The 19,170-nt window shown below is 41.4% G+C and carries 20 protein-coding genes and 1 tRNA gene; 4 read left to right on the top strand and 17 right to left on the bottom strand.

Features of this window, described 5'->3' with window-relative positions:
• Positions 1-106 precede the first annotated feature (106 nt).
• Entirely contained in the window at positions 107-1,759 is a 1,653-nt protein-coding gene (locus D1B33_RS09675; RefSeq protein WP_118876185.1) for an alkaline phosphatase, read from the top strand.
• Positions 1,760-1,896: 137 nt separating this feature from the next.
• Here D1B33_RS09675 and D1B33_RS09670 read toward each other — a convergent pair whose 3' ends face one another.
• The 9 genes from D1B33_RS09670 to D1B33_RS09630 form a co-directional block, all read right to left on the bottom strand.
• Positions 1,897-2,469 carry a DUF6241 domain-containing protein gene (locus D1B33_RS09670; protein WP_118876184.1) on the bottom strand — a complete coding sequence of 191 codons (573 nt, stop codon included), beginning with the start codon at positions 2,467-2,469 and terminating at the stop codon, positions 1,897-1,899.
• A 46-nt stretch (positions 2,470-2,515) separates the two neighbouring features.
• A complete protein-coding gene (locus D1B33_RS09665; RefSeq protein WP_118876183.1) occupies positions 2,516-2,701 on the bottom strand; it encodes a hypothetical protein in 186 nt (61 codons plus the stop codon).
• Between the two features lie 178 nt (positions 2,702-2,879).
• Positions 2,880-4,172 (bottom strand): phosphopyruvate hydratase, encoded by a 1,293-nt coding sequence (eno, locus tag D1B33_RS09660; protein ID WP_118876182.1) that lies wholly within the window; start codon positions 4,170-4,172, stop codon positions 2,880-2,882.
• A gap of 145 nt (positions 4,173-4,317) precedes the next feature.
• Positions 4,318-5,871: a 2,3-bisphosphoglycerate-independent phosphoglycerate mutase gene (gene gpmI / locus D1B33_RS09655; RefSeq protein ID WP_118876181.1), complete on the bottom strand. Its 1,554-nt coding sequence runs from the start codon at positions 5,869-5,871 to the stop codon at positions 4,318-4,320.
• A 91-nt stretch (positions 5,872-5,962) separates the two neighbouring features.
• A complete protein-coding gene (gene tpiA, locus D1B33_RS09650) occupies positions 5,963-6,721 on the bottom strand; it encodes a triose-phosphate isomerase (RefSeq protein ID WP_118876180.1) in 759 nt (252 codons plus the stop codon).
• Positions 6,722-6,733: 12 nt separating this feature from the next.
• A complete protein-coding gene (locus D1B33_RS09645; RefSeq protein WP_118876179.1) occupies positions 6,734-7,918 on the bottom strand; it encodes a phosphoglycerate kinase in 1,185 nt (394 codons plus the stop codon).
• A gap of 295 nt (positions 7,919-8,213) precedes the next feature.
• A complete protein-coding gene (gene gap, locus D1B33_RS09640; protein WP_118876178.1) occupies positions 8,214-9,212 on the bottom strand; it encodes a type I glyceraldehyde-3-phosphate dehydrogenase in 999 nt (332 codons plus the stop codon).
• A gap of 116 nt (positions 9,213-9,328) precedes the next feature.
• Positions 9,329-10,357, bottom strand: a complete 1,029-nt coding sequence (locus D1B33_RS09635) for a sugar-binding transcriptional regulator (protein WP_199677391.1) — start codon at positions 10,355-10,357, stop codon at positions 9,329-9,331.
• A 121-nt stretch (positions 10,358-10,478) separates the two neighbouring features.
• Positions 10,479-10,709 carry a glutaredoxin family protein gene (locus D1B33_RS09630; protein WP_118876177.1) on the bottom strand — a complete coding sequence of 77 codons (231 nt, stop codon included), beginning with the start codon at positions 10,707-10,709 and terminating at the stop codon, positions 10,479-10,481.
• 124 nt (positions 10,710-10,833) lie between these two features.
• Between D1B33_RS09630 and D1B33_RS09625 the strand changes: the two genes are divergently transcribed.
• Complete coding sequence (locus D1B33_RS09625) at positions 10,834-11,460, top strand: spore coat protein (RefSeq protein WP_233549444.1); 627 nt, start codon at positions 10,834-10,836, stop codon at positions 11,458-11,460.
• Positions 11,461-11,673: 213 nt separating this feature from the next.
• A complete protein-coding gene (locus D1B33_RS18445) occupies positions 11,674-11,859 on the top strand; it encodes a hypothetical protein (protein WP_158582955.1) in 186 nt (61 codons plus the stop codon).
• A 429-nt stretch (positions 11,860-12,288) separates the two neighbouring features.
• Here the strand turns inward: D1B33_RS18445 and D1B33_RS09620 are convergent.
• Positions 12,289-12,363: transfer RNA gene (locus D1B33_RS09620), tRNA-Arg, on the bottom strand.
• A 325-nt stretch (positions 12,364-12,688) separates the two neighbouring features.
• Here D1B33_RS09620 and clpP point away from each other — a divergent pair.
• The gene (clpP, locus tag D1B33_RS09615; RefSeq protein WP_118876176.1) at positions 12,689-13,279 is read left to right on the top strand and encodes an ATP-dependent Clp endopeptidase proteolytic subunit ClpP; all 591 of its coding nucleotides are present in this window, start codon (positions 12,689-12,691) and stop codon (positions 13,277-13,279) included.
• A 51-nt stretch (positions 13,280-13,330) separates the two neighbouring features.
• Here clpP and D1B33_RS09610 read toward each other — a convergent pair whose 3' ends face one another.
• The 7 genes from D1B33_RS09610 to trxB form a co-directional block, all read right to left on the bottom strand.
• The gene (locus tag D1B33_RS09610; RefSeq protein WP_118876175.1) at positions 13,331-13,969 is read right to left on the bottom strand and encodes an alpha/beta hydrolase; all 639 of its coding nucleotides are present in this window, start codon (positions 13,967-13,969) and stop codon (positions 13,331-13,333) included.
• A gap of 144 nt (positions 13,970-14,113) precedes the next feature.
• Complete coding sequence (locus D1B33_RS09605; protein WP_118876174.1) at positions 14,114-14,371, bottom strand: HPr family phosphocarrier protein; 258 nt, start codon at positions 14,369-14,371, stop codon at positions 14,114-14,116.
• Positions 14,372-14,483: 112 nt separating this feature from the next.
• Positions 14,484-15,428 (bottom strand): DNA-binding protein WhiA, encoded by a 945-nt coding sequence (gene whiA, locus D1B33_RS09600; RefSeq protein ID WP_118876173.1) that lies wholly within the window; start codon positions 15,426-15,428, stop codon positions 14,484-14,486.
• A gap of 69 nt (positions 15,429-15,497) precedes the next feature.
• Complete coding sequence (locus tag D1B33_RS09595) at positions 15,498-16,463, bottom strand: gluconeogenesis factor YvcK family protein (RefSeq protein ID WP_118876172.1); 966 nt, start codon at positions 16,461-16,463, stop codon at positions 15,498-15,500.
• 4 nt (positions 16,464-16,467) lie between these two features.
• The gene (rapZ, locus tag D1B33_RS09590; protein ID WP_118876171.1) at positions 16,468-17,352 is read right to left on the bottom strand and encodes an RNase adapter RapZ; all 885 of its coding nucleotides are present in this window, start codon (positions 17,350-17,352) and stop codon (positions 16,468-16,470) included.
• Between the two features lie 21 nt (positions 17,353-17,373).
• Positions 17,374-17,835 (bottom strand): NUDIX hydrolase, encoded by a 462-nt coding sequence (locus tag D1B33_RS09585; protein ID WP_118876170.1) that lies wholly within the window; start codon positions 17,833-17,835, stop codon positions 17,374-17,376.
• A gap of 296 nt (positions 17,836-18,131) precedes the next feature.
• Positions 18,132-19,079, bottom strand: a complete 948-nt coding sequence (gene trxB, locus D1B33_RS09580) for a thioredoxin-disulfide reductase (protein WP_118876169.1) — start codon at positions 19,077-19,079, stop codon at positions 18,132-18,134.
• Positions 19,080-19,170: the final 91 nt, after the last annotated feature.

Here is a 19,170-nt window from a genome sequence, read left to right as displayed (position 1 = left end):
TATAATATTTAGACTGTCTTAATATAAATTTACATTCTTGAAACTATTTCTAAAGATTCGGCTATTAGTATGGTACTTGTAAGTAAACAATTTAGGAGGATGGATCATGCCAACAATTCAAAAGAAATGGCTTTCGGCAGCTTTAGTCGGAACACTTGCTCTATCATCAATCGGATTTGCAACAATGTCTGATGCGAATGCAAAAGAAAAAGCACCAAACAACAAAAATGGTGAAGCAAAAAATGTCATTATGCTAGTAATGGACGGAAGCAGCAGTACGGTGAGTACACTTGCTCGCTGGTATAAAGGCGACAGCTTGGCATTGGATAACATTGTAACTGGAGGAGTTCGCACATATTCCGCGGAATCGGCGATTACTGACTCCGGCCCAGCTGGTACAGCTTTGGGAACAGGCAATAAATCGAACAGTGGTTATGTTGGTGTGCTGCCATCCGTTGTAACGACTCCAGGTGTTGAGCCGGTAGCAGAAGAAGACCACTTTAAACCTGTAGCAAATGTATTGGAAGGCGCTAAACAAACAGGCCGCGCAACAGGTATTATTTCCACTTCCGAAATCCAGCACGCGACACCAGCCGGTTTCTCTGCTCATGCACCAAGCCGTTCAAACTATAACGATATCGGAGAACAACAAGTCTTCCAAAATATCGATGTTGTCCTTGGCGGCGGATCTGATTCTTTACACAAAACGCGTAAAGATGGCGAAAACCTTCTGACTGTTCTTGAAGAGAAAGATTATGATTATGTGACAACTCGTGATGAGCTATTGAAATCAGACTCCGATAAACTATGGGGCAGCTTTGCACCAAGTGCATTGGCTTATGAGTTTGATCGTAAAGAAACAAAACCGGAACAACCTTCCCTAGCTGAAATGACAGAAAAAGCGATCGACACTTTAAGTGAAGATAAAGACGGTTTCTTCTTGGCAGTTGAAGGAAGTAAAATTGACTGGGCAGCACACGCTAATGATCCAATCGGTATGATTTCTGATTTCCTTGCATTTGATGATGCAGTAGCGGAAGCATTGGAATTTGCTGAAAAAGATGGAGAGACATTGGTTATCGCTGTAACTGACCATGGCAACAGCGGTATTTCAATCGGAAACAAAAACACAGACTCTAATTACGACGAAACACCAGTTTCAGCTTACATTGACCCATTAAAAAAAGCGACAATGACAGTTGAAGGTGCTTTAAGCTTGCTTAACGAAGACAAATCCAACATTAAAGAAGTGGCGGCAGCTTATGGTTTAAAAGATCTGACTGCTGAAGAATTAGATGCATTAAAAAATAGCAAAAAATTAGGCTCAACACTTTCTCAATTGCTTGCTAACCGCGCTAATATCGGATTTACAACAGGTGGCCACACTGGTGAAGATGTATTCCTATATTCTTACGGACCTGCAAAGCCAACTGGATTGGTGGAAAACACGGATCTTGCTCATACAATGGCAAAAGCAATGGGCTTTGATTTAGGCGAATTAACTGACGATATCTTTGTTGATGCAGAAGCTGCATTCAAAGAAGCAGGCTATACAACAACAATCGATAAAACGGATGAAAACAACCCAGTATTTGTTGCAACTAAAAACAAGCGTGTAGTTAAAATTCCTGAAAACAAAAATATCGTGACAGTTGAAGTAGCAGGCAATAACCCAAATACTCGCGAATTTAACTCAGTAGCCGTTTATAATGATAAAAAATTCTTCGTCTCTGAAGAAATGGTGAAATTCGCAAAATAATTTACGCTTCACTCGCTATCCTCATTCCACGTGGGGATAGCTTTTCTTATGCAAAAAACCGGATTCTAAGATTTAGAACCCAGTTTAAGAGATTGTAAGAACCAATTAGGCTTATTTAGAAAATTGATTTGGGAATACTATTCTCCCTCATCTTGCTCATTCTTTTTCATTTCTTCGGTTGACGTACTTTTAAAATGCTTTTCAATATAGGCCTTTTCCTCGACAGGTGATAGTAATCCCGTTGCTTGGCCCACATTTCCACCTAAAATAGCCCAAACCTTATTATGGTGTTCATCTGCTTTAGAAAAATCGCCTTCCGACCATTTCCCCAAAATATCCACATACACATTGCCGTGTTTATAAGCTGGTTGATTCCTTTTAGCAACCTCAAGCAAACGATTTACACGTTCTTGGGTGATTTGGTATTGTCCCCATTTGTCGCTTGCTTTCACTTTTTGATGGGACATTTGGTGAATAATCGTGATCATTCGAGACTCTTCCATGTCGTCGGGAAATTCAACTTGTAAATCAAGTCTTTCTCCTTCCGGCATGTTCGCTTCTGCCGTTTTAAATTGTTCGTCAATTTCCTCCTGAGCTGACTGGATTTCTTCTTCAGTAGGCTGGTTCAAAAATTGACTTAGATAGTAGATTCCTGTACCGAGGGCTAAAATGACGACAAGTACCGATAGTGTAATTAAAAATTTTTTCATAGTTCCTCCGCTCTTCCTGTTGCATGCTTACTAAAAATCACTTGGCTTATTGGAGTAATAATCTTGCCATTGCCGGCTCGAATGGCTCGTTTTCACCGGCAATCTCTTTTAATCTTTCATTTACAAGGGGCGTAATAGGATGATAGTTTTCCTTTAAATCATAGCTGCTCTTCAATTCTGCAGCGATTGAGTCCAAAGCCGTCGCAATACGTGATAGTTGATGATCATTCATATTCGGCCCTTTCATATTTTGTGGCTAATTCCATTATCATACATTTCAAAGGAGCGAACAAGAGAACAAACCAAAACTTGCTAAAATGAGGAAACATTTAACAGCACAAAAAACCTCCAATCTATAAAAGTGATGAGACTTTTATAAATTAGAGGCTTTAATTCGCTTAGTTGATCATTTATTTTAAGTTATAGAATGATTGTAATCCAAGGTATTGGCTTGTTGCGCTCAATTGATCTTCGATTCGAAGCAATTGGTTGTATTTTGCAACGCGGTCCGTACGGGAAGGAGCACCCGTTTTGATTTGGCCAGCGTTTGTTGCAACCGCGATGTCCGCAATTGTTGCATCTTCTGATTCGCCAGAACGGTGGGAAATCACGGCTGTATAGCCAGCACGTTTTGCCATTTCAATCGCATCCAACGTTTCCGTTAATGTACCGATTTGGTTTACTTTAATCAGGATGGAGTTGCCTACGCCTTGCTCAATTCCTTGAGCAAGTTTCTTTGTATTTGTCACGAATAGGTCATCCCCAACTAATTGAACGCGTTTTCCGATACGTTCTGTCAGTAATTTATGGCCAGCCCAGTCGTTTTCATCCAAACCATCTTCAATGGAGATGATTGGGTATTTAGAAGTCAACTCTTCATACCAATCAACCATTTCCTCGGATGTTTTCACTACGCCTTCCCCGCTCAAATGGTATTTGCCATCTTCTTTGTTGAATAATTCGGAAGATGCAACGTCCATTGCCAAACGAACTTCTTCGCCAGGCTTGTAGCCGGCTTTCTCGATCGCTTCCAAGATCACCGTGATAGCTTCTTCGTTTGAACCAAGGTTTGGTGCGAATCCACCTTCATCGCCCACTGCCGTGTTATAGCCTTTATCTTTTAATACAGCTTTTAAGCTATGGAAAATTTCCGCGCCGATGCGAAGGGCATGACGGAAGCTTTCCGCACCTACAGGCATGACCATGAATTCTTGTATATCCACGTTGTTATCCGCATGCGCACCGCCATTTAAAATGTTCATCATTGGAACCGGCAGTTGTTTCGCATTCACCCCACCAAGATATTGATATAAAGGAATGTCAAGGTAATCTGACGCAGCATGTGCTACTGCCAAAGAAACCCCAAGGATTGCGTTTGCTCCCAGTTTCCCTTTATTTTCAGTACCATCTAGTTCGATTAAAGCTTTGTCAATGACCACTTGATCAAGAACGGAATAATTCCCTTCCAATTCTTCGGCAATCACTGTGTTCACGTTTTCTACTGCGTTTAAAACACCTTTACCCAGATAGCGGGATTTGTCGCCGTCGCGCAATTCAACCGCTTCATATTCTCCAGTTGATGCACCCGAAGGAACAATCGCACGGCCAAATGCCCCGGACTCTGTAAATACTTCAACCTCAACTGTCGGATTACCGCGTGAATCTAAAACCTCGCGAGCGTAAACTTGTGTAATGAATGGCATAATGAACTCTCCTTTATGATTCAAATTTGATAGGCCTGCACAATGCAGGTCACTTAGACGTTGCGCGCAAGTAGTGGCGTACTTAGTCTAAGTTCATTAATGTTAGTTGCAGATTAATTTTTATTAAAATCATTCAGATTTAGGATTAAAGCAAGCTGGATGATTTCAAATCTTCAAATAATGGTTTTCCTGTCATTTCCTGAGGTTGCTTTATATTTAGTAATTTTAGCATAGTTGGCGCAAGATCCGCCAAAATTCCGCCGTCATGCATTGAAATATCATTTTTGGTGATAATCACCGGAACAGGATTTGTTGTATGGGCTGTCATGGGCTGCCCTTCCAGCGTAACTACTTCATCCGAGTTGCCGTGATCCGCTGTAATAATGGCCGTTCCGCCTTTTTCCAGGATGGCATCAACCACTCTTCCCAAACACTCATCCACCGCTTCAATCGCCTTGATGGTTGGCTCCAGCATGCCGCTATGTCCGACCATATCCGGGTTGGCAAAGTTTAAAATGATGGCATCAAAACGGTCTGCTTCAATTTCGGCAACCAAAGAATCTGTTACTTCATAAGCACTCATTTCAGGTTTTAAATCATATGTAGCGACTTTAGGCGAAGCAATCAAGATCCGTTCTTCACCCGGGAATTTTTGTTCGCGCCCGCCACTCATAAAGAAAGTAACATGCGGGTATTTCTCGGTTTCGGCAATACGAAGCTGCGTTAATCCATTTCTGGAAATCACTTCACCGACAGTATTCACCAAATCCACATTTTCAAACGCCACTTCTGCATTTACATCCTCGCTGTAATGAGTGAAGCTCACAAATTTCAAGTTTTTCGGATGTTTTTCAGAACGCTTGAAACCGATAAACTGATCATTTGTAAAAGCGGTTGAAAGCTGGATTGCTCGGTCCGGCCTGAAGTTAAAGAACACCACGGCATCGTTCGTATCGATTGTGGCAACCGGCTTCCCTTCTTCCGTAATAACGAAAGGAATAACAAACTCATCCGTCACTTCACGACTATAGGAAGACTCAACCCCGATTTTGGCAGAAGCTGCGGTTTGCCCAATTCCATCCACCAACGCATTGTAGGATAACTGAACTCGTTCCCATCGTTTGTCGCGGTCCATTGCATAATAGCGGCCATGAATGGAAGCGAATTTACCAACACCGATTTCTTTCATCTGCTTTTCAGTCTCTTCTATGTAGCCAATTGCCGTTGTCGGGCCCACATCGCGCCCATCCAGGAATGCATGGACATAGACTTCATCTAGGCCGTTTGACTTTGCCAGTTTCAGCAAAGCAAAAAGGTGCTCATAATGGCTATGAACGCCGCCGTCCGATAACAAGCCCATCAAATGCAGTTTAGAATTATTTTCTTTTGCGTGCTCGACTGCCGCCAGGAACTTTTCGTTTTTGTAAAAATCATTATCTCGAATCGATTTATGGATTCGCGTTAAACTTTGGTAAACGATGCGTCCTGCACCAATGTTCAAGTGGCCCACTTCCGAATTCCCCATTTGACCGTCCGGGAGCCCAACTGCCTCGCCACTTGCGATTAATGTGGAATGAGGATATTCGGACATATAGCGATCGAAATTTGGTTTCTTGCTCTGTGCCACTGCATTACCGAACGTCTCGTTGCGCAATGCAAAGCCATCTAAAATAATTAATGCAACAGGTTGTTTAGGCATTTTCCTTTACATCTCCATTAATTTTTATCAATTTCACATGGCGCAGTTCAAATGCTGTACTGCGCCACTAGCATTTATAAAGGCAAGGGTTTTATTTGGCTGCTTGATTTAACAGTGCCAAATAAGAATCCGCTTGCAAGCTGGCTCCTCCAACAAGGGCGCCATCAATATGTTCTTTTGATAACAATTCTTCAATATTCTCAGGTTTTACGCTGCCGCCATATTGGATTCGGATTGTACTGGCTGTTTCTTCACCATACAAGCCTTCCACCACTTCACGAATCTTGCCGCAAACTGCATTGGCGTCATCTGCAGTGGCCGTTTTGCCGGTTCCAATCGCCCAAATTGGTTCATACGCAATGACCATGTGTTTAACTTCTTCCGGCGAAAACCCTTCCAAAGCTTCCGTCACTTGGGAAGCTACTTTTTCTTCCGTTTTAGCGCTTTCACGTTCTTCCAATGTTTCGCCGCAGCAAATGATTGGCACAATTCCGTTCATTAATGCCGCTCTTACTTTTTTATTTACCGCTTCGTCTGTTTCATTGAAATACTCGCGGCGTTCCGAGTGGCCGATAATACAGTAATCTACATGTATGGAGGCAAGTTGGGAAGGACTGATTTCTCCCGTGAAGGCTCCTTCGTTTTCAAAATGCATGTTTTGTGCACCGATTGCCAAGTCCGTTTCCGCCGCAATATCAACCAATGTTGGCAAATAAATCGCGGGCGCGCAGATGACGGCATCAACCTTTTCTTCCGATGGGACTTTTTCGCGTACGTTTTCTGCAAATTCTACTGCCTCGTCAAATGTTTTGAACATTTTCCAGTTTCCAGCAATGATGGGTTTACGCATGAAATTGCCTCCTTATTGATCGTTTAGCGCCACAATGCCTGGAAGTTCTTTTCCTTCCATCAGCTCAAGTGAAGCTCCTCCACCTGTAGAGATATGATTCATTTTCTGTGCAACATCGAATTTTTCAACTGCTGCAGCCGAATCGCCTCCACCGATAATCGTGTAGCCTTCTGTTTCCGCCATGGCTTGTGCCACCGCTTTGGTACCATTTGCGAATTTGTCCATCTCGAACACACCCATTGGGCCGTTCCAAATGATCAGTTTTGATTCTTTGATGATGTTGGCATAATGTTCTGCCGTTTTCGGTCCGATATCCAGTCCCATCCAATCTTCCGGAATGTCCTCGATATTGACCACTTTGCTTTCGGCATCCTTTGAAAACTCGTTTGCCACCACTGCGTCGACAGGCATATGAAGCTGAACGCCTTTTTCTTTCGCTTTTTCGATAAATCCTTTTGCCAATTCGATTTTATCTTCTTCCACCAATGATTTACCGATGGCGTAGCCTTGCGCTTTTGTAAAGGTATAAGACAGTCCGCCGCCGATAATCAAGTGATCAACTTTATCCAATAAATTTTCAATGACGCCGATTTTATCTTTTACTTTTGCGCCGCCGATAATGGCCGTGAACGGTCTTTCAGGATTGGATAGAGCTTTTCCCAAAACATCCAGTTCTTTTTCCATCAATATCCCTGACACAGCAGGTACGTATTTAGCGATTCCTTCTGTGGAAGCATGTGCACGGTGGGCTGCCCCAAATGCATCATTGACATAAAGGTCGGCCAATTTCGCAAAAGATTTTGATAACTCTTCATCGTTTTTCTCTTCCCCTTTATGGAAGCGAACATTTTCTAATAGGACGATGTCTCCTTCATTCATGTTGGCGATTGTTGTTTCTACTTCTTCTCCGATGGATTCATCCAATTTGGTTACGGGCTGTCCAATCAGTTCCGCCAGGCGTTTGCCGACTGCCGTTAAACGCATTTCCTCGTTTACTTCCCCTTTTGGACGACCCAGGTGAGAAGCCAAAATCACTTTTGCCCCTGAATCGACAAGTTGTTTAATTGTTGGAATGGCTGCGCGAATACGTGTATCATCCGTGATTTCGCCGTTTTCCATCGGCACATTGAAATCCACACGTACAAATACTCGTTTACCTTTTACCTCTACATCATTCATCGTCTTCTTTGAAAACATTAAGAAAACCCTCCTACAAACTGTGTTGCGATTCGCCTTATCTTTGATGCCATTAAAACCTTAAAAAGCAAGATAGTAAGCGTCTCTTATTACATCTTACATATATACCCACGATAAGACGTTTTTAACGTTCTTGCTAAAAAAAGCGATGGGTCTGAGATCCATCGCTTTCTTTTACCCTTCATTATTATAAATGGTAATAATTATAAAGGCTATACTTTTTCTACACGTTTAGCGAAATATGCCATATTAAATAAAGCTTCGAATCGCATTTAACGCGAATCAGTATGACACATTAAACAGATTGGATATATTTTGCTAAATCCAATACGCGGTTAGAATAGCCGATTTCATTATCGTACCATGCAAGAACTTTTACCAGGTTGTTTTCCAGGACCATTGTTGATAATCCATCCACAGTCGATGAATGAGGGTTTCCGTTATAATCGATCGACACTAATGGCAATTCATTGTAATCCAGAATTCCTTTTAGTTCGCCGCTTGCTGCTTCTTTTAACGCATTATTCACATCTTCTACAGTTACGGATTTTCCTAATTCAACAACAAGGTCAACACATGATACGTTTGGCGTTGGAACACGCATTGAGAACCCGTCAAGTTTTCCTTTTAAATGTGGAAGAACTTTTGCAACAGCCACCGCTGCCCCAGTCGTTGTCGGGATCATTGATACAGCACCGGCACGGGCACGTCTTGGGTCACTGTGCGGGAAATCCAGGATGCGCTGATCATTTGTATAGGAATGAATTGTTGTCATTAATCCGCGATTGATGCCAAATCTCTCATCCAATACTTTCGCCACGGGAGCCAAACAGTTTGTTGTACAAGATGCATTAGAGATAACATTTTCTGATCCGTTATATTCTGTATGGTTAACGCCCATCACGTATGTTGGCATTTCACCTTTGGCAGGAGCAGATAAAATCGCTTTTTTTGCACCCGCTTGAACATGTTTTGATACTTCTTCCATTGAACGGAAACGACCAGTCGATTCTACTACAACATCGATGTCCAGTTCGCCCCATGGCAGATTTGCAGGGTCTTTTTCAGATAACACTTTCACTCTTTTGCCGTCTACGATGAAAGCATCTTCTTCAGATTGAACTTCTCCGCTGTAAACGCCATGAACGGAATCATATTTTAACAGGTGAGCAAGTTGATGTGCATCGGTTAGGTCATTTACTGCAACCACTTCAAATTCACTGTTGTTGATTGCCTCGCGAAAAACCAATCTCCCAATTCGTCCAAACCCGTTAATTGCAATTTTGATTGCCATATCAAATTCCTCCCAGAATATATATTGATTAATTATAGGCCTATAACAGTTTTGCCTAGAAATAATAATTTAACCATGCAATCGGCCAATTTCTTGTGTCGATTAGGCATGGGATTTTAATTTAAAATACCATTTGCTGCCCCTTCATCTGTTACCAAAACAGTTTGTTTGGCTGCATCTTTTTTGAAATACGCCAAAATGGCTTTTGCTTTTGTGGAACCGCCTGCAACAGCGATGATGTTTTGACTGTCCTTTACTTGCTCGAGCTGGATGCCGATTGTATTGATTCGGTATATAATTTCGCCATTTTCATCAAAATAATAACCGAATGCTTCGCCTACCGCTTTTTCATTGCGCAATCGTTCGATAATGGATTCGCTTGACTGACGTCTAATCGCCATCTCTTGTGCCGATCCGATGCCATGAATGACGATATTCGTTTGTTCGTAAAGATTTAAAATGTCTTTTACCATCGGCTCCTGAATCATCGCATTATATGCCGTTTCACTTAGGTTTTCAGGCAAGAACAACGTACGGCTTTGCGCCCCGCATTGCGATGCAAATTTCGTAACCAGCGTATTGGCTTCTACATTCAACTCATTGCCTAGACTTCCTCTTGCCGCCACAAATGTGAGGGTACCCAGCGATTTTACAGGCGATAGGAAATTGGCCATAGCAGCAATTGAACTGCCTCCTGTCACTGCGACAATGTCATCTTTCCCGGCGATATTTGTCAAAAACTCCGATGCTTCTTTTCCCAGCAATTGTTTAATGCTGGAATCTATATCCACATCGCCCGGTACAATAATGACTTTCTTAATCCCCAATATTTCGCTTAGTTTTTTCTCTTTGAAACTTAAGCCTGAAATTTGCTGGAATGTTTCTTTAAGTCCCTCAAGGAGTTCATACCCTTTCGGTGTACAAATCATTCCTTTTTGTGTGGTTTCTACTAAATTCTGATTATTCAACAAAGTTGTTTCATTGCGAACCGTCCGCTCGGTGATATTCAGCACTTCCAATATCGTTCGTCGTCCAATCGGTCCCGAAACGGCGATTGTCTGCAATATCCGATACCTTAACTGAAAGATTGCAGAAAGTTCAGGAACAAGCTGTTGAAGCAATTGTTCTGGTTGATGTTCTTTCAAATTGCACACCTTCCGTTGGGTACTTTTTGTCCCACTGATTATTTTTTGTCCCACAACAATCAAAAAAATAATTTACATGTTGAGTATACATTTTTATTTTCATTTGTACAAATAATTTTAACTATTGCAGCGATTCATAAAGACTTGCATAATCCAGGATGCCATATTGGATGACTTCCCCCTCTTTTTCCACAACTGGAATCATGACCATATATTTTTCGTGCAATGCCTCATCTTCTTCGATATTAATCACTTCAATTTCAAATGGAATTTCTTCTTGGACTAACTTGAGCGATCTTAGCCCTTCTTCGCATAATGAACAATCCGGCCTCGAATAAAAGTGAACTTTCATAAATTTCCCTCCCGAGCTTTCTCCTTCCTAGCATCGCAAAATTTCGTTGAATAATCAACTAACAAATAACGCAAACTAATGCCGTACGACTTTGTACACTAAATTTGCAGGAGGAATATTGAATATGGAGCAAAACAATCAAATGTTTAACCAATCTCAAACGACTCAAGGCAATATGCCGCTATCCATGAACCATGGGGCACATGAAGTATTGGATGTTCATGAAGTGCTTAGCGCTTCGATCGGTGCGTTGAATGCATTTATTTTCTACCGTCCTCATGTAAAAGACCAAGAATTATTAAACATTTTAGATCGCCAATATGCATTCATGTTAGACGAATACAATATTACTGCGGAATGTTTTAAAACAGGACAAGATCCAAGCCACCCAACGCGTTCATACAAAATGCAAATGGGCAACGATTCAAAATATGGCTTAACTCCTGGCCAGCCTAAAAAACCAATGACATCTGCAAACGAAATTGATGATTCCATTATTTCCGGTGCCCTTTTAAGCTGCCATAAAACACTTGCTACAGGGAAAACAACGGCTGCACTTGAAGCAACTAACCCAGTCGTGCGCCGCGTGTTGCAAGATTCCATTCAAAACTGCATTGAGATGGCATACGAAATATCTCTTTACCAAAACCAAAGAGGCGATTACCAAATTCCGCAACTTGCCCCACAAGACATGCAAGCAATGCTAAATATGTACGGTCAGGCAGACAAAGCGAAAGACATGCCGAACTAATTTGAAAAGCGCAAGCGCCCTGGTTAGCCCCGACAAGCGCTGGCCGACAATAACGCCACATCGTGTGGCATTGTCGGCACTTGCACATCCATGTGCGGCGGAAGGCCCGAATCGAAAGCATCTTTCCCGCTTTCGACCGAGGGACTGAAGCGACTCGAGGGGCTGGGCGCTGGAGCTAGACACAAAAAATCCATTCGATGTTTGGAGCATCAAATGGATTTTTTACTTTGCCATCCATGTACACCACACGACTTGGCCACTTTACGGGCAAACCCCATCTCATGCGCTACCAACCACCATGGTCATTCCTTCCAGTTGACAGTGCTTACGGAAATCAGGCCGATTAGATTACTTCTAATGGCCCGTTTTGGAGCTGCTCGTGGAAAAATGGTCGATTAGATTGATTCTAATCACTCGTTTTAGGGGTGCTCGTAGAAAAACGGTCGATTAGATCGCTTCTAAGGCAACGTTTTACAGACGACCAACGAAAAACACTCGATTAGACAACCTCAATCCGCAGACACGATAGCTCGGTCAAGACAAGCAAGCGTTCAAACACAAAAAGGGTGTCCCCCATCGTTCAGGAGACACCCTTATATCTATTTATTACCTCAAACTAAAATTAAACGCAATATATCTGGACTTATAAAAAATTTATATGAGAAATTGGTAATGATAGTTTAAAGAGAATGAATTTGGGATAAAATAAATTGGTACAGTAATTACATCTTACCCCATTTTTTCATTCTCTCTGGAAGTATTAGGCTGCTATTACTAATAATCCCAGGAAGGTATAGCTTATTCATATTTATATTTAAGACAGTAAAATGGCGCCCTCGGAGGGAATCGAACCCCCAGCGGGAGAACCGGAATCTCCAGTGTTATCCATTACACCACGAGGACATTTTATAAATTGCTTGTCTTCTGCTATTGTATGTTTTTTTTAACATCTCGTCAAATATAAATACGACTTTTCTATTATACAAATGTATACAAAGGATTTCAACAAAATTTTGGTTTTTATTTTGATTTTAAAGTTTTTTTGTCTTTACTACTTTTATTATGCTCCATTTTCATAGAATAGTAAGAAGGCAGCTTCCATTTTTTTAAAAGGTCGGTGGTTTATATTTGACCTTCCTTGACTATTCTGTGTATGATATGGTTAAAGCTAAAAAGAAACTTTTAGCAAAAGAGCAATCGACTAAATCTTTTTAAGGAGGATTTACTAATGAATTTAATTCCTACAGTTATTGAACAAACTAACCGCGGAGAACGTGCGTACGACATTTATTCCCGTCTTTTAAAAGACCGCATTATCATGCTTGGCAGTGGCATTGATGATAATGTAGCAAACTCCATCGTGGCACAATTATTATTCCTGGCAGCCGAAGATCCAGATAAAGACATTTCTTTATATATTAACTCACCAGGCGGATCCATTACTGCAGGTATGGCGATCTACGATACAATGCAATACATCAAGCCTCAAGTTTCAACGATTTGTATCGGAATGGCTGCATCAATGGGTGCTTTCCTTCTTACTGCGGGTGAACCAGGCAAACGTTTTGCATTGCCAAATGCAGAAGTTATGATTCACCAACCATTAGGCGGCGCTCAAGGGCAAGCAACTGAAATCGAGATTGCGGCAAAACGCATTCTATTCTTACGCGATAAATTAAACAAGATTTTATCCGAGCGTACTGGACAACCATTGGAGCGCATCGCAAAAGATACAGACCGCGATAACTTCATGACAGCTGAACAAGCGAAAGAATACGGTCTAATCGACAATATCATTACACGTTTAGAAGATAAATAAGACAAGAAGATAGGTGATGAAGGAATTTTTCCTTCATCACCCTTTTTGTAGTTATTTATTTGTATTGTGAAAATACTCTTCAATTTCTTCCACCAGTTGCGGAGTGACAAAATGGCCTCCGGTGTAAGGAAAGTATTTCACTTGGGCTCCCTCAGTTTCAAAAAAGTCCTTACTTTTTTCGCTCCATTCAAAAGGAATCACAGGATCCTGTTCTCCGTGGGCAAGTAAAACTTGCAACCCATTCATATCTACTTTGTTTCGCCCTTCTAAAGCTAATTCAGGCAAATACCCGCCTATTGAAACAATTCCCGCTAGTTGATTTCCTAAAATTGTTGCCAAAGATTGACTCAAAATGGCACCCTGACTAAATCCAAGTAAATAGATCTTTTGTGGATCAATTGGATAATGTTTTGTCGCTTCTTCCAGGAAAGTTTGTACGTCCTTTAAAATTCTTCGAAACGGCTCTTCATGTGGTTTGCCAATTCGTTCAATCGTAAAAAAGGCATAACCCGGTCCTTGACTAAGTGGCCCCCTTAAACTAAATATGTAATAATCTTTTTCCATTTCCTTAACAATAGCAGGCAAATCATTTTCATTGCTTCCCATTCCGTGCATTAGAAAAATGGCTGGATAGGTTTCTCTATTCTTTTCAATCGGTTCACTTACTGTATATATAATTTCAGTATTCACATAATCGCATCCTTTGTATAATTTTTGTAATTAGTATAACCAATCTAAAAAAGTCATACCTTCATCCGGCCTCAATCTGAAAAAAGGACACCTCATTGAATCGTGAGGCATCCCTTCTTGCGAGCGTTTACATTATATCCCACACTATTCAGCTTTCTGGATGAGCGCCGACAGACCGTCAATTGCATCTTGTTCGTCCTTGCCTTCAGCAATTAATGTAACCGTTGTACCTCTTGCAATAGCTAAACTCATGATCCCCATGATGGACTTGGCATTGACTTTCTTTTCATCTTTTTGCAAGTAAACTTCTGATTTGAAACGGTTCGCTTCTTGCACGAACAACGCCGCTTGTCTTGCCTGTAAACCAGATTTCAATTTGACTTCCACATTGGTTTCAACCATTTACGATACTCCCTTTCAAACCGATCATTCAATATATTTTAATCTTATCTAAATTGTATGAAAAGAACAATGATAGATTCCTACAATTTTATAAAACTTGTGTAAAATTTTGCTAATTGATTTTTTCGCCTCGTCTTAACGCTTCTGCAATTTCATCGATTTTGCGTAATCGGTGGTTTACTCCGGATTTGCTGACCGTTCCCGTGGAAACCATTTCTCCCAGTTCCTTCAAAGTCACATCTTGATATTCCACTCGAAGTCTGGCGATTTCTTTTAGCTTATCAGGCAATTGATCGAGCCCGATGGTGTTATCAATAAATCGGATATTTTCCACTTGGCGAATGGCTGCGCCGATCGTTTTGTTTAAATTGGCGGTTTCGCAGTTGACAATCCGATTTACACTATTCCGCATATCCCGCAAAATTCTTACATCCTCAAATTTTAGCATGGCAGAAACCGCGCCGACGATTCCCAGGAAGTCGGAAATTTTTTCTGCTTCTTTTAAATACGTAACAAATCCCTTTTTGCGTTCGATTGTTTTGGCATTAAGATTAAATTTATTCATCAAATCGGATAATGCTTCACCATGTTCTTTATAAAGCGAATATATTTCGAGATGGTAAGCTGACGTTTCAGGGTTGTTTACAGAGCCACCTGCTAAAAATGCACCGCGCAAATAAGCACGTCTCTGGTTTCTGTTGTTTAATAAGGAGTTCGAGATGGAATGATTTAATTGAAAATCTTCCGAAAGAATATCCAAGTCAGTTAATAGTTCGCGAGCACCTTCCCGAATACGGCAAATATACACATTATTCTTTTTCAGGCGCATTTTTTTTCGAACTAACAACTCTACATTATATGGATATAACTTTTTAATAATCGTATACAGCCTTCTCGCAATTGCTGCATTTTCGGTTTGTACATCCAAACTTAACTGTCTATTTGTAAATGATAATGTTCCATTCATACGAATGAGTGCAGAAACCTCCGCCTTTAAACATTGATCATCTGATTCAATTTGTGTTAGTTCCTTTTTTGTTTCGGAAGCAAATGACATCTTTTCACCCCTCTCGCAACTATGTATGAAGCCTATCATAACACAAAGTGAACCTCCGCGTTATTTTGTTTAGGACAAGGAAGTTAGCGTATACTCGCTGAGCCATTGGGCAATTTTGTTTGACTCATGGCGAACAACACCGGATTGAATCGCGGCAATTTCTTTTTTGATCACTTCCAGACCCATATCCTCTAGTTTTTCTATATCAAAAAGCACAGGCTCTGCATTTTCTTCCTTGTAATTTTCTTTGATGGATAATGGCAAATCTACATTATTCACCAAAATGGCATCCAAACAAGGCTCTCCAACATGGTCGTAAATGGCCTGCACATGATGCGTAGCCCGATAATTTAATGTTTCGCCTTTTTGTGTCATCAGATTGCAAATATAAATTCTTTTAGCTTTGGCATTGACTAATGCCGTCCCGATTTCCTTGACCAGCAAGTTCGGAATGATGCTTGTATATAAGCTTCCTGGTCCAACAAGGATAAAATCCGCTTTCTCAATCGCCCGAATGGCCTCAGGAAGCGGTTTCACATCTCCAGGTACCAAAAATACCCGTTTGATGGGCTGCCCGGCAGCCGGAATTTTGGATTCTCCTTCAATAATGGTTCCATCCACCAATTCCGCATGAAGTGCAATCCTTAAATTTGTCGCTGGGATCACTTTTCCATGGACCTTTAATACTTTGCTCATTTCCGCGATTGCATGGCTAAAATCGCCTGTAATATCAGTCAGTGCAGTAAGCATTAAATTTCCTAATGAATGGCCGCCCAGTTCAACGGATTGCGAAAAGCGATATTGAAACATTTGCTCAACTAGCGGTTCAGTATCCGATAGCGCAGCAATCACATTTCGAATATCACCGGGTGGCGGAATATCATAGTCATCCCGAAGTCGGCCTGAAGAACCTCCGTCATCAGCTACTGTAACGATTGCAGTAATATTAAAAGGATGATTCTTTAGTCCACGCAACATCGTAGAAAGGCCAGTTCCCCCTCCGATGACTACAATATTCGTGTTCTTTTTTTTCATTCCGTCAATCCTTTCTGCGGTTGATATCTCGATGCGTAATGGCCGTTTGGTAACGTTCGCTAAATAGCTTCCCGAAAAACTCGGCCAGTGTGACAGAACGGTGTTGCCCACCCGTACAGCCAAATGCAATCACCAATTGCGATTTTCCTTCATTGATATATTGCGGAATCATAAATTGGAATAAATCCGTTAATTTCTGAATCAAAGTTTGCGTTTCCTCGAGAGCTAATACATAGGAGGATACTTCTTCCTGGAGACCGGTTTTTGGCCGCAATTCTTCTACATAATACGGATTGTTTAGAAAACGAACATCAAAAACGAGGTCAGCGTCAATCGGTATGCCGTTTTTGTACCCAAAGGACATCACATTGACCGAAAACTTCGGACTGCTCGAACTCGAAAACTCACTTCCAATACGCTCGCGAAGTTCTTTCGGTTTCATATGGGACGTGTTGTAAACGAATTTTGCCCGCCCTTTTAGTTCGCCCAGCATTTCCCGTTCTTTCAGAATACCTTCGAGCGGCAATCCTTGCGGGGCCAATGGGTGCGATCGACGGCTTTCTTTATAGCGTCGAACCAGCGTTTCATTTTCGGCATCCAAAAATAATACACGTGTATTAACATATGCCTCTTTTTCCAATACGTCCAGGGCATCAATAAGCGATTCGAAAAATTCCCTGCCACGCATGTCCATCACGGCAGCAATCCGGGTAATGTTACGTTCCGATTCTTTCATTAGCGCCAGGAATGTTGTAAGCAGCGCAGGGGGTAAATTATCAATGCAGTAATACCCTAAATCTTCGAAACTTTGAACGGCTACTGTTTTTCCAGCTCCGGACATCCCTGTGATAATAACGATTTCATGTGTATTTTCTTGAATATTACGCATAGATTTCACCCTCTTTTTATATTATTCGGACGTTTGAAACTGTTGATCCAAAAGTTCAAACTCCTTTGTATAGATAAATGTGCCATATTGAATTCCTTCTTTTGATGAAGCGAATAGTAAATTATCTCGATCTCCTTCTGCCATTGGAAGTATATGCAGCTCGTCAAGAGGGTGCCAGTCCAGGGTTCCTTCCCTGTTTTCCTTGTATGGTTTTCCCTCTACACCATCTGCTACAAAGGTGTAAAGCATCCACTCATCTACGACATTTTCCCCTTCTTTAATAACAACGGTATAAACACCCTTTAAACGCGGATTGATGGGACTCACATTCGTTTCCTCTTTAAATTCCCTGACAGCTGCTTCATAGATGGATTCTCCACTTTCCATCTTTCCTCCCGGAGCAACATACCAGCCTCTTCTTGGCTTTCTCAAAAGCAAGACCTTCCCATCTTGAATTGCTAACAAATTCGCTATACGTTGCATGACAACCACCTCAAGTTCTTTGTTACTTCTACTATCCCTATTATACCTTACAGAATGAATATTCGCGCCATTGGGAGTATGGATTTTATTGGACCGAAAAATAAATGTCTTAACTAAACTATACGTTTCAAAAACCGTGGGGATTCATAAATAGCGGAAAAAATACAACTCGACCAAAAAAGGTCGAGTTGATATCGCAACTTTACTGAATATACCACTATACGCCAAAAAAAGTTGCTTCCACTTTTTTAATGGAAGCAACGATTTAAAGGGGGAGATGATACTCCTTCACCTTATTACTTATTGCTGACTTTTTCTTTTAATTCTTCAACATAATGTTGGGCAGTTTGTGCTGCGATACTTCCATCGCCAGTTGCCGTAACAATTTGGCGAAGCATTTTATCACGCACATCTCCTGCAGCAAAAATTCCTGGCACGGATGTTTCCATTTTTTCGTTCGTTACAACATAGCCCTGTTCATTTAGAATGCCCAAGTCTTTAAACGGCGCCGTTAATGGAACCATGCCAATGTAGATAAATACTCCGTCCGCTGGGAATTCTTGTTCGCTTCCATCCACCGTCGATACTAGCGTTACACTGCCCACTTTACCGTCTTTTTCGTTAATTTCCTTTAATGTGTGATTCCAGATGAAATCGACTTTTTCGTTCGCAAACGCACGATCCTGAAGAATTTTTTGAGCACGCAACTGATCGCGGCGGTGCACAATTGTTACTTTATCAGCGAAACGAGTTAAATAAACCCCTTCTTCTACCGCTGAGTCTCCACCACCGACAACAATCAAGTTCTTTTGTTTGAAGAACGCGCCATCACATACTGCACAATAACTTACGCCGCGTCCGCCAAGTTCTTTTTCGCCCGGAATGCCCATTTTTTTGTACTCGGCACCCGTTGAAATGATAATGGAACGTGCTTTATATTCTTTTGAACCGGCTTTGACCGTTTTATATTCTTCGCCATCAATAATCTCGGACACATCGCCATAGGCATATTCCGCACCGAATTTTTTGGCATGTTCATACATTTTCGTCGAAAGTTCAGGACCCAAAATTGTTTCAAATCCAGGATAGTTTTCCACTTCCTCCGTGTTGGCCATTTGACCACCGGGAATTCCGCGCTCCAGCATCAATGTTGACAAACTGCCGCGTGAAGTATAAACTGCCGCTGTCATTCCTGCAGGACCCGCTCCAATTATTAACACATCATAAATTTTTTCTTCAGCCACGTTAAAAGCCCCCTAATCTAAAGCGATTTTTCGCTTCTATACAATTAAAAATAGTAAAACTCTTTTGTCTTCTATATTTATCCTAGGTCAT

Source organism: Ureibacillus yapensis (assembly GCF_003515775.1).
Classification (GTDB): domain Bacteria; phylum Bacillota; class Bacilli; order Bacillales_A; family Planococcaceae; genus Ureibacillus; species Ureibacillus yapensis.
This window is presented reverse-complemented; position numbering and strand designations above follow the sequence as displayed.

Excerpts from the sequence above, each read along its gene's own strand:
- D1B33_RS09675 (WP_118876185.1), top strand. The coding sequence starts at position 107 with ATGCCAACAATTCAAAAGAAATGGCTTTCGGCAGCTTTAGTCGGAACA.
- D1B33_RS09670 (WP_118876184.1), bottom strand. The coding sequence starts at position 2,469 with ATGAAAAAATTTTTAATTACACTATCGGTACTTGTCGTCATTTTAGCC.
- D1B33_RS09665 (WP_118876183.1), bottom strand. The coding sequence starts at position 2,701 with ATGAATGATCATCAACTATCACGTATTGCGACGGCTTTGGACTCAATC.
- eno (WP_118876182.1), bottom strand. The coding sequence starts at position 4,172 with ATGCCATTCATTACACAAGTTTACGCTCGCGAGGTTTTAGATTCACGC.
- gpmI (WP_118876181.1), bottom strand. The coding sequence starts at position 5,871 with ATGCCTAAACAACCTGTTGCATTAATTATTTTAGATGGCTTTGCATTG.
- tpiA (WP_118876180.1), bottom strand. The coding sequence starts at position 6,721 with ATGCGTAAACCCATCATTGCTGGAAACTGGAAAATGTTCAAAACATTT.
- D1B33_RS09645 (WP_118876179.1), bottom strand. The coding sequence starts at position 7,918 with ATGTTTTCAAAGAAGACGATGAATGATGTAGAGGTAAAAGGTAAACGA.
- gap (WP_118876178.1), bottom strand. The coding sequence starts at position 9,212 with ATGGCAATCAAAATTGCAATTAACGGGTTTGGACGAATTGGGAGATTG.
- D1B33_RS09630 (WP_118876177.1), bottom strand. The coding sequence starts at position 10,709 with ATGAAAGTTCACTTTTATTCGAGGCCGGATTGTTCATTATGCGAAGAA.
- D1B33_RS09625 (WP_233549444.1), top strand. The coding sequence starts at position 10,834 with ATGGAGCAAAACAATCAAATGTTTAACCAATCTCAAACGACTCAAGGC.
- D1B33_RS18445 (WP_158582955.1), top strand. The coding sequence starts at position 11,674 with ATGGATTTTTTACTTTGCCATCCATGTACACCACACGACTTGGCCACT.
- clpP (WP_118876176.1), top strand. The coding sequence starts at position 12,689 with ATGAATTTAATTCCTACAGTTATTGAACAAACTAACCGCGGAGAACGT.
- D1B33_RS09605 (WP_118876174.1), bottom strand. The coding sequence starts at position 14,371 with ATGGTTGAAACCAATGTGGAAGTCAAATTGAAATCTGGTTTACAGGCA.
- whiA (WP_118876173.1), bottom strand. The coding sequence starts at position 15,428 with ATGTCATTTGCTTCCGAAACAAAAAAGGAACTAACACAAATTGAATCA.
- D1B33_RS09595 (WP_118876172.1), bottom strand. The coding sequence starts at position 16,463 with ATGAAAAAAAAGAACACGAATATTGTAGTCATCGGAGGGGGAACTGGC.
- rapZ (WP_118876171.1), bottom strand. The coding sequence starts at position 17,352 with ATGCGTAATATTCAAGAAAATACACATGAAATCGTTATTATCACAGGG.
- D1B33_RS09585 (WP_118876170.1), bottom strand. The coding sequence starts at position 17,835 with ATGCAACGTATAGCGAATTTGTTAGCAATTCAAGATGGGAAGGTCTTG.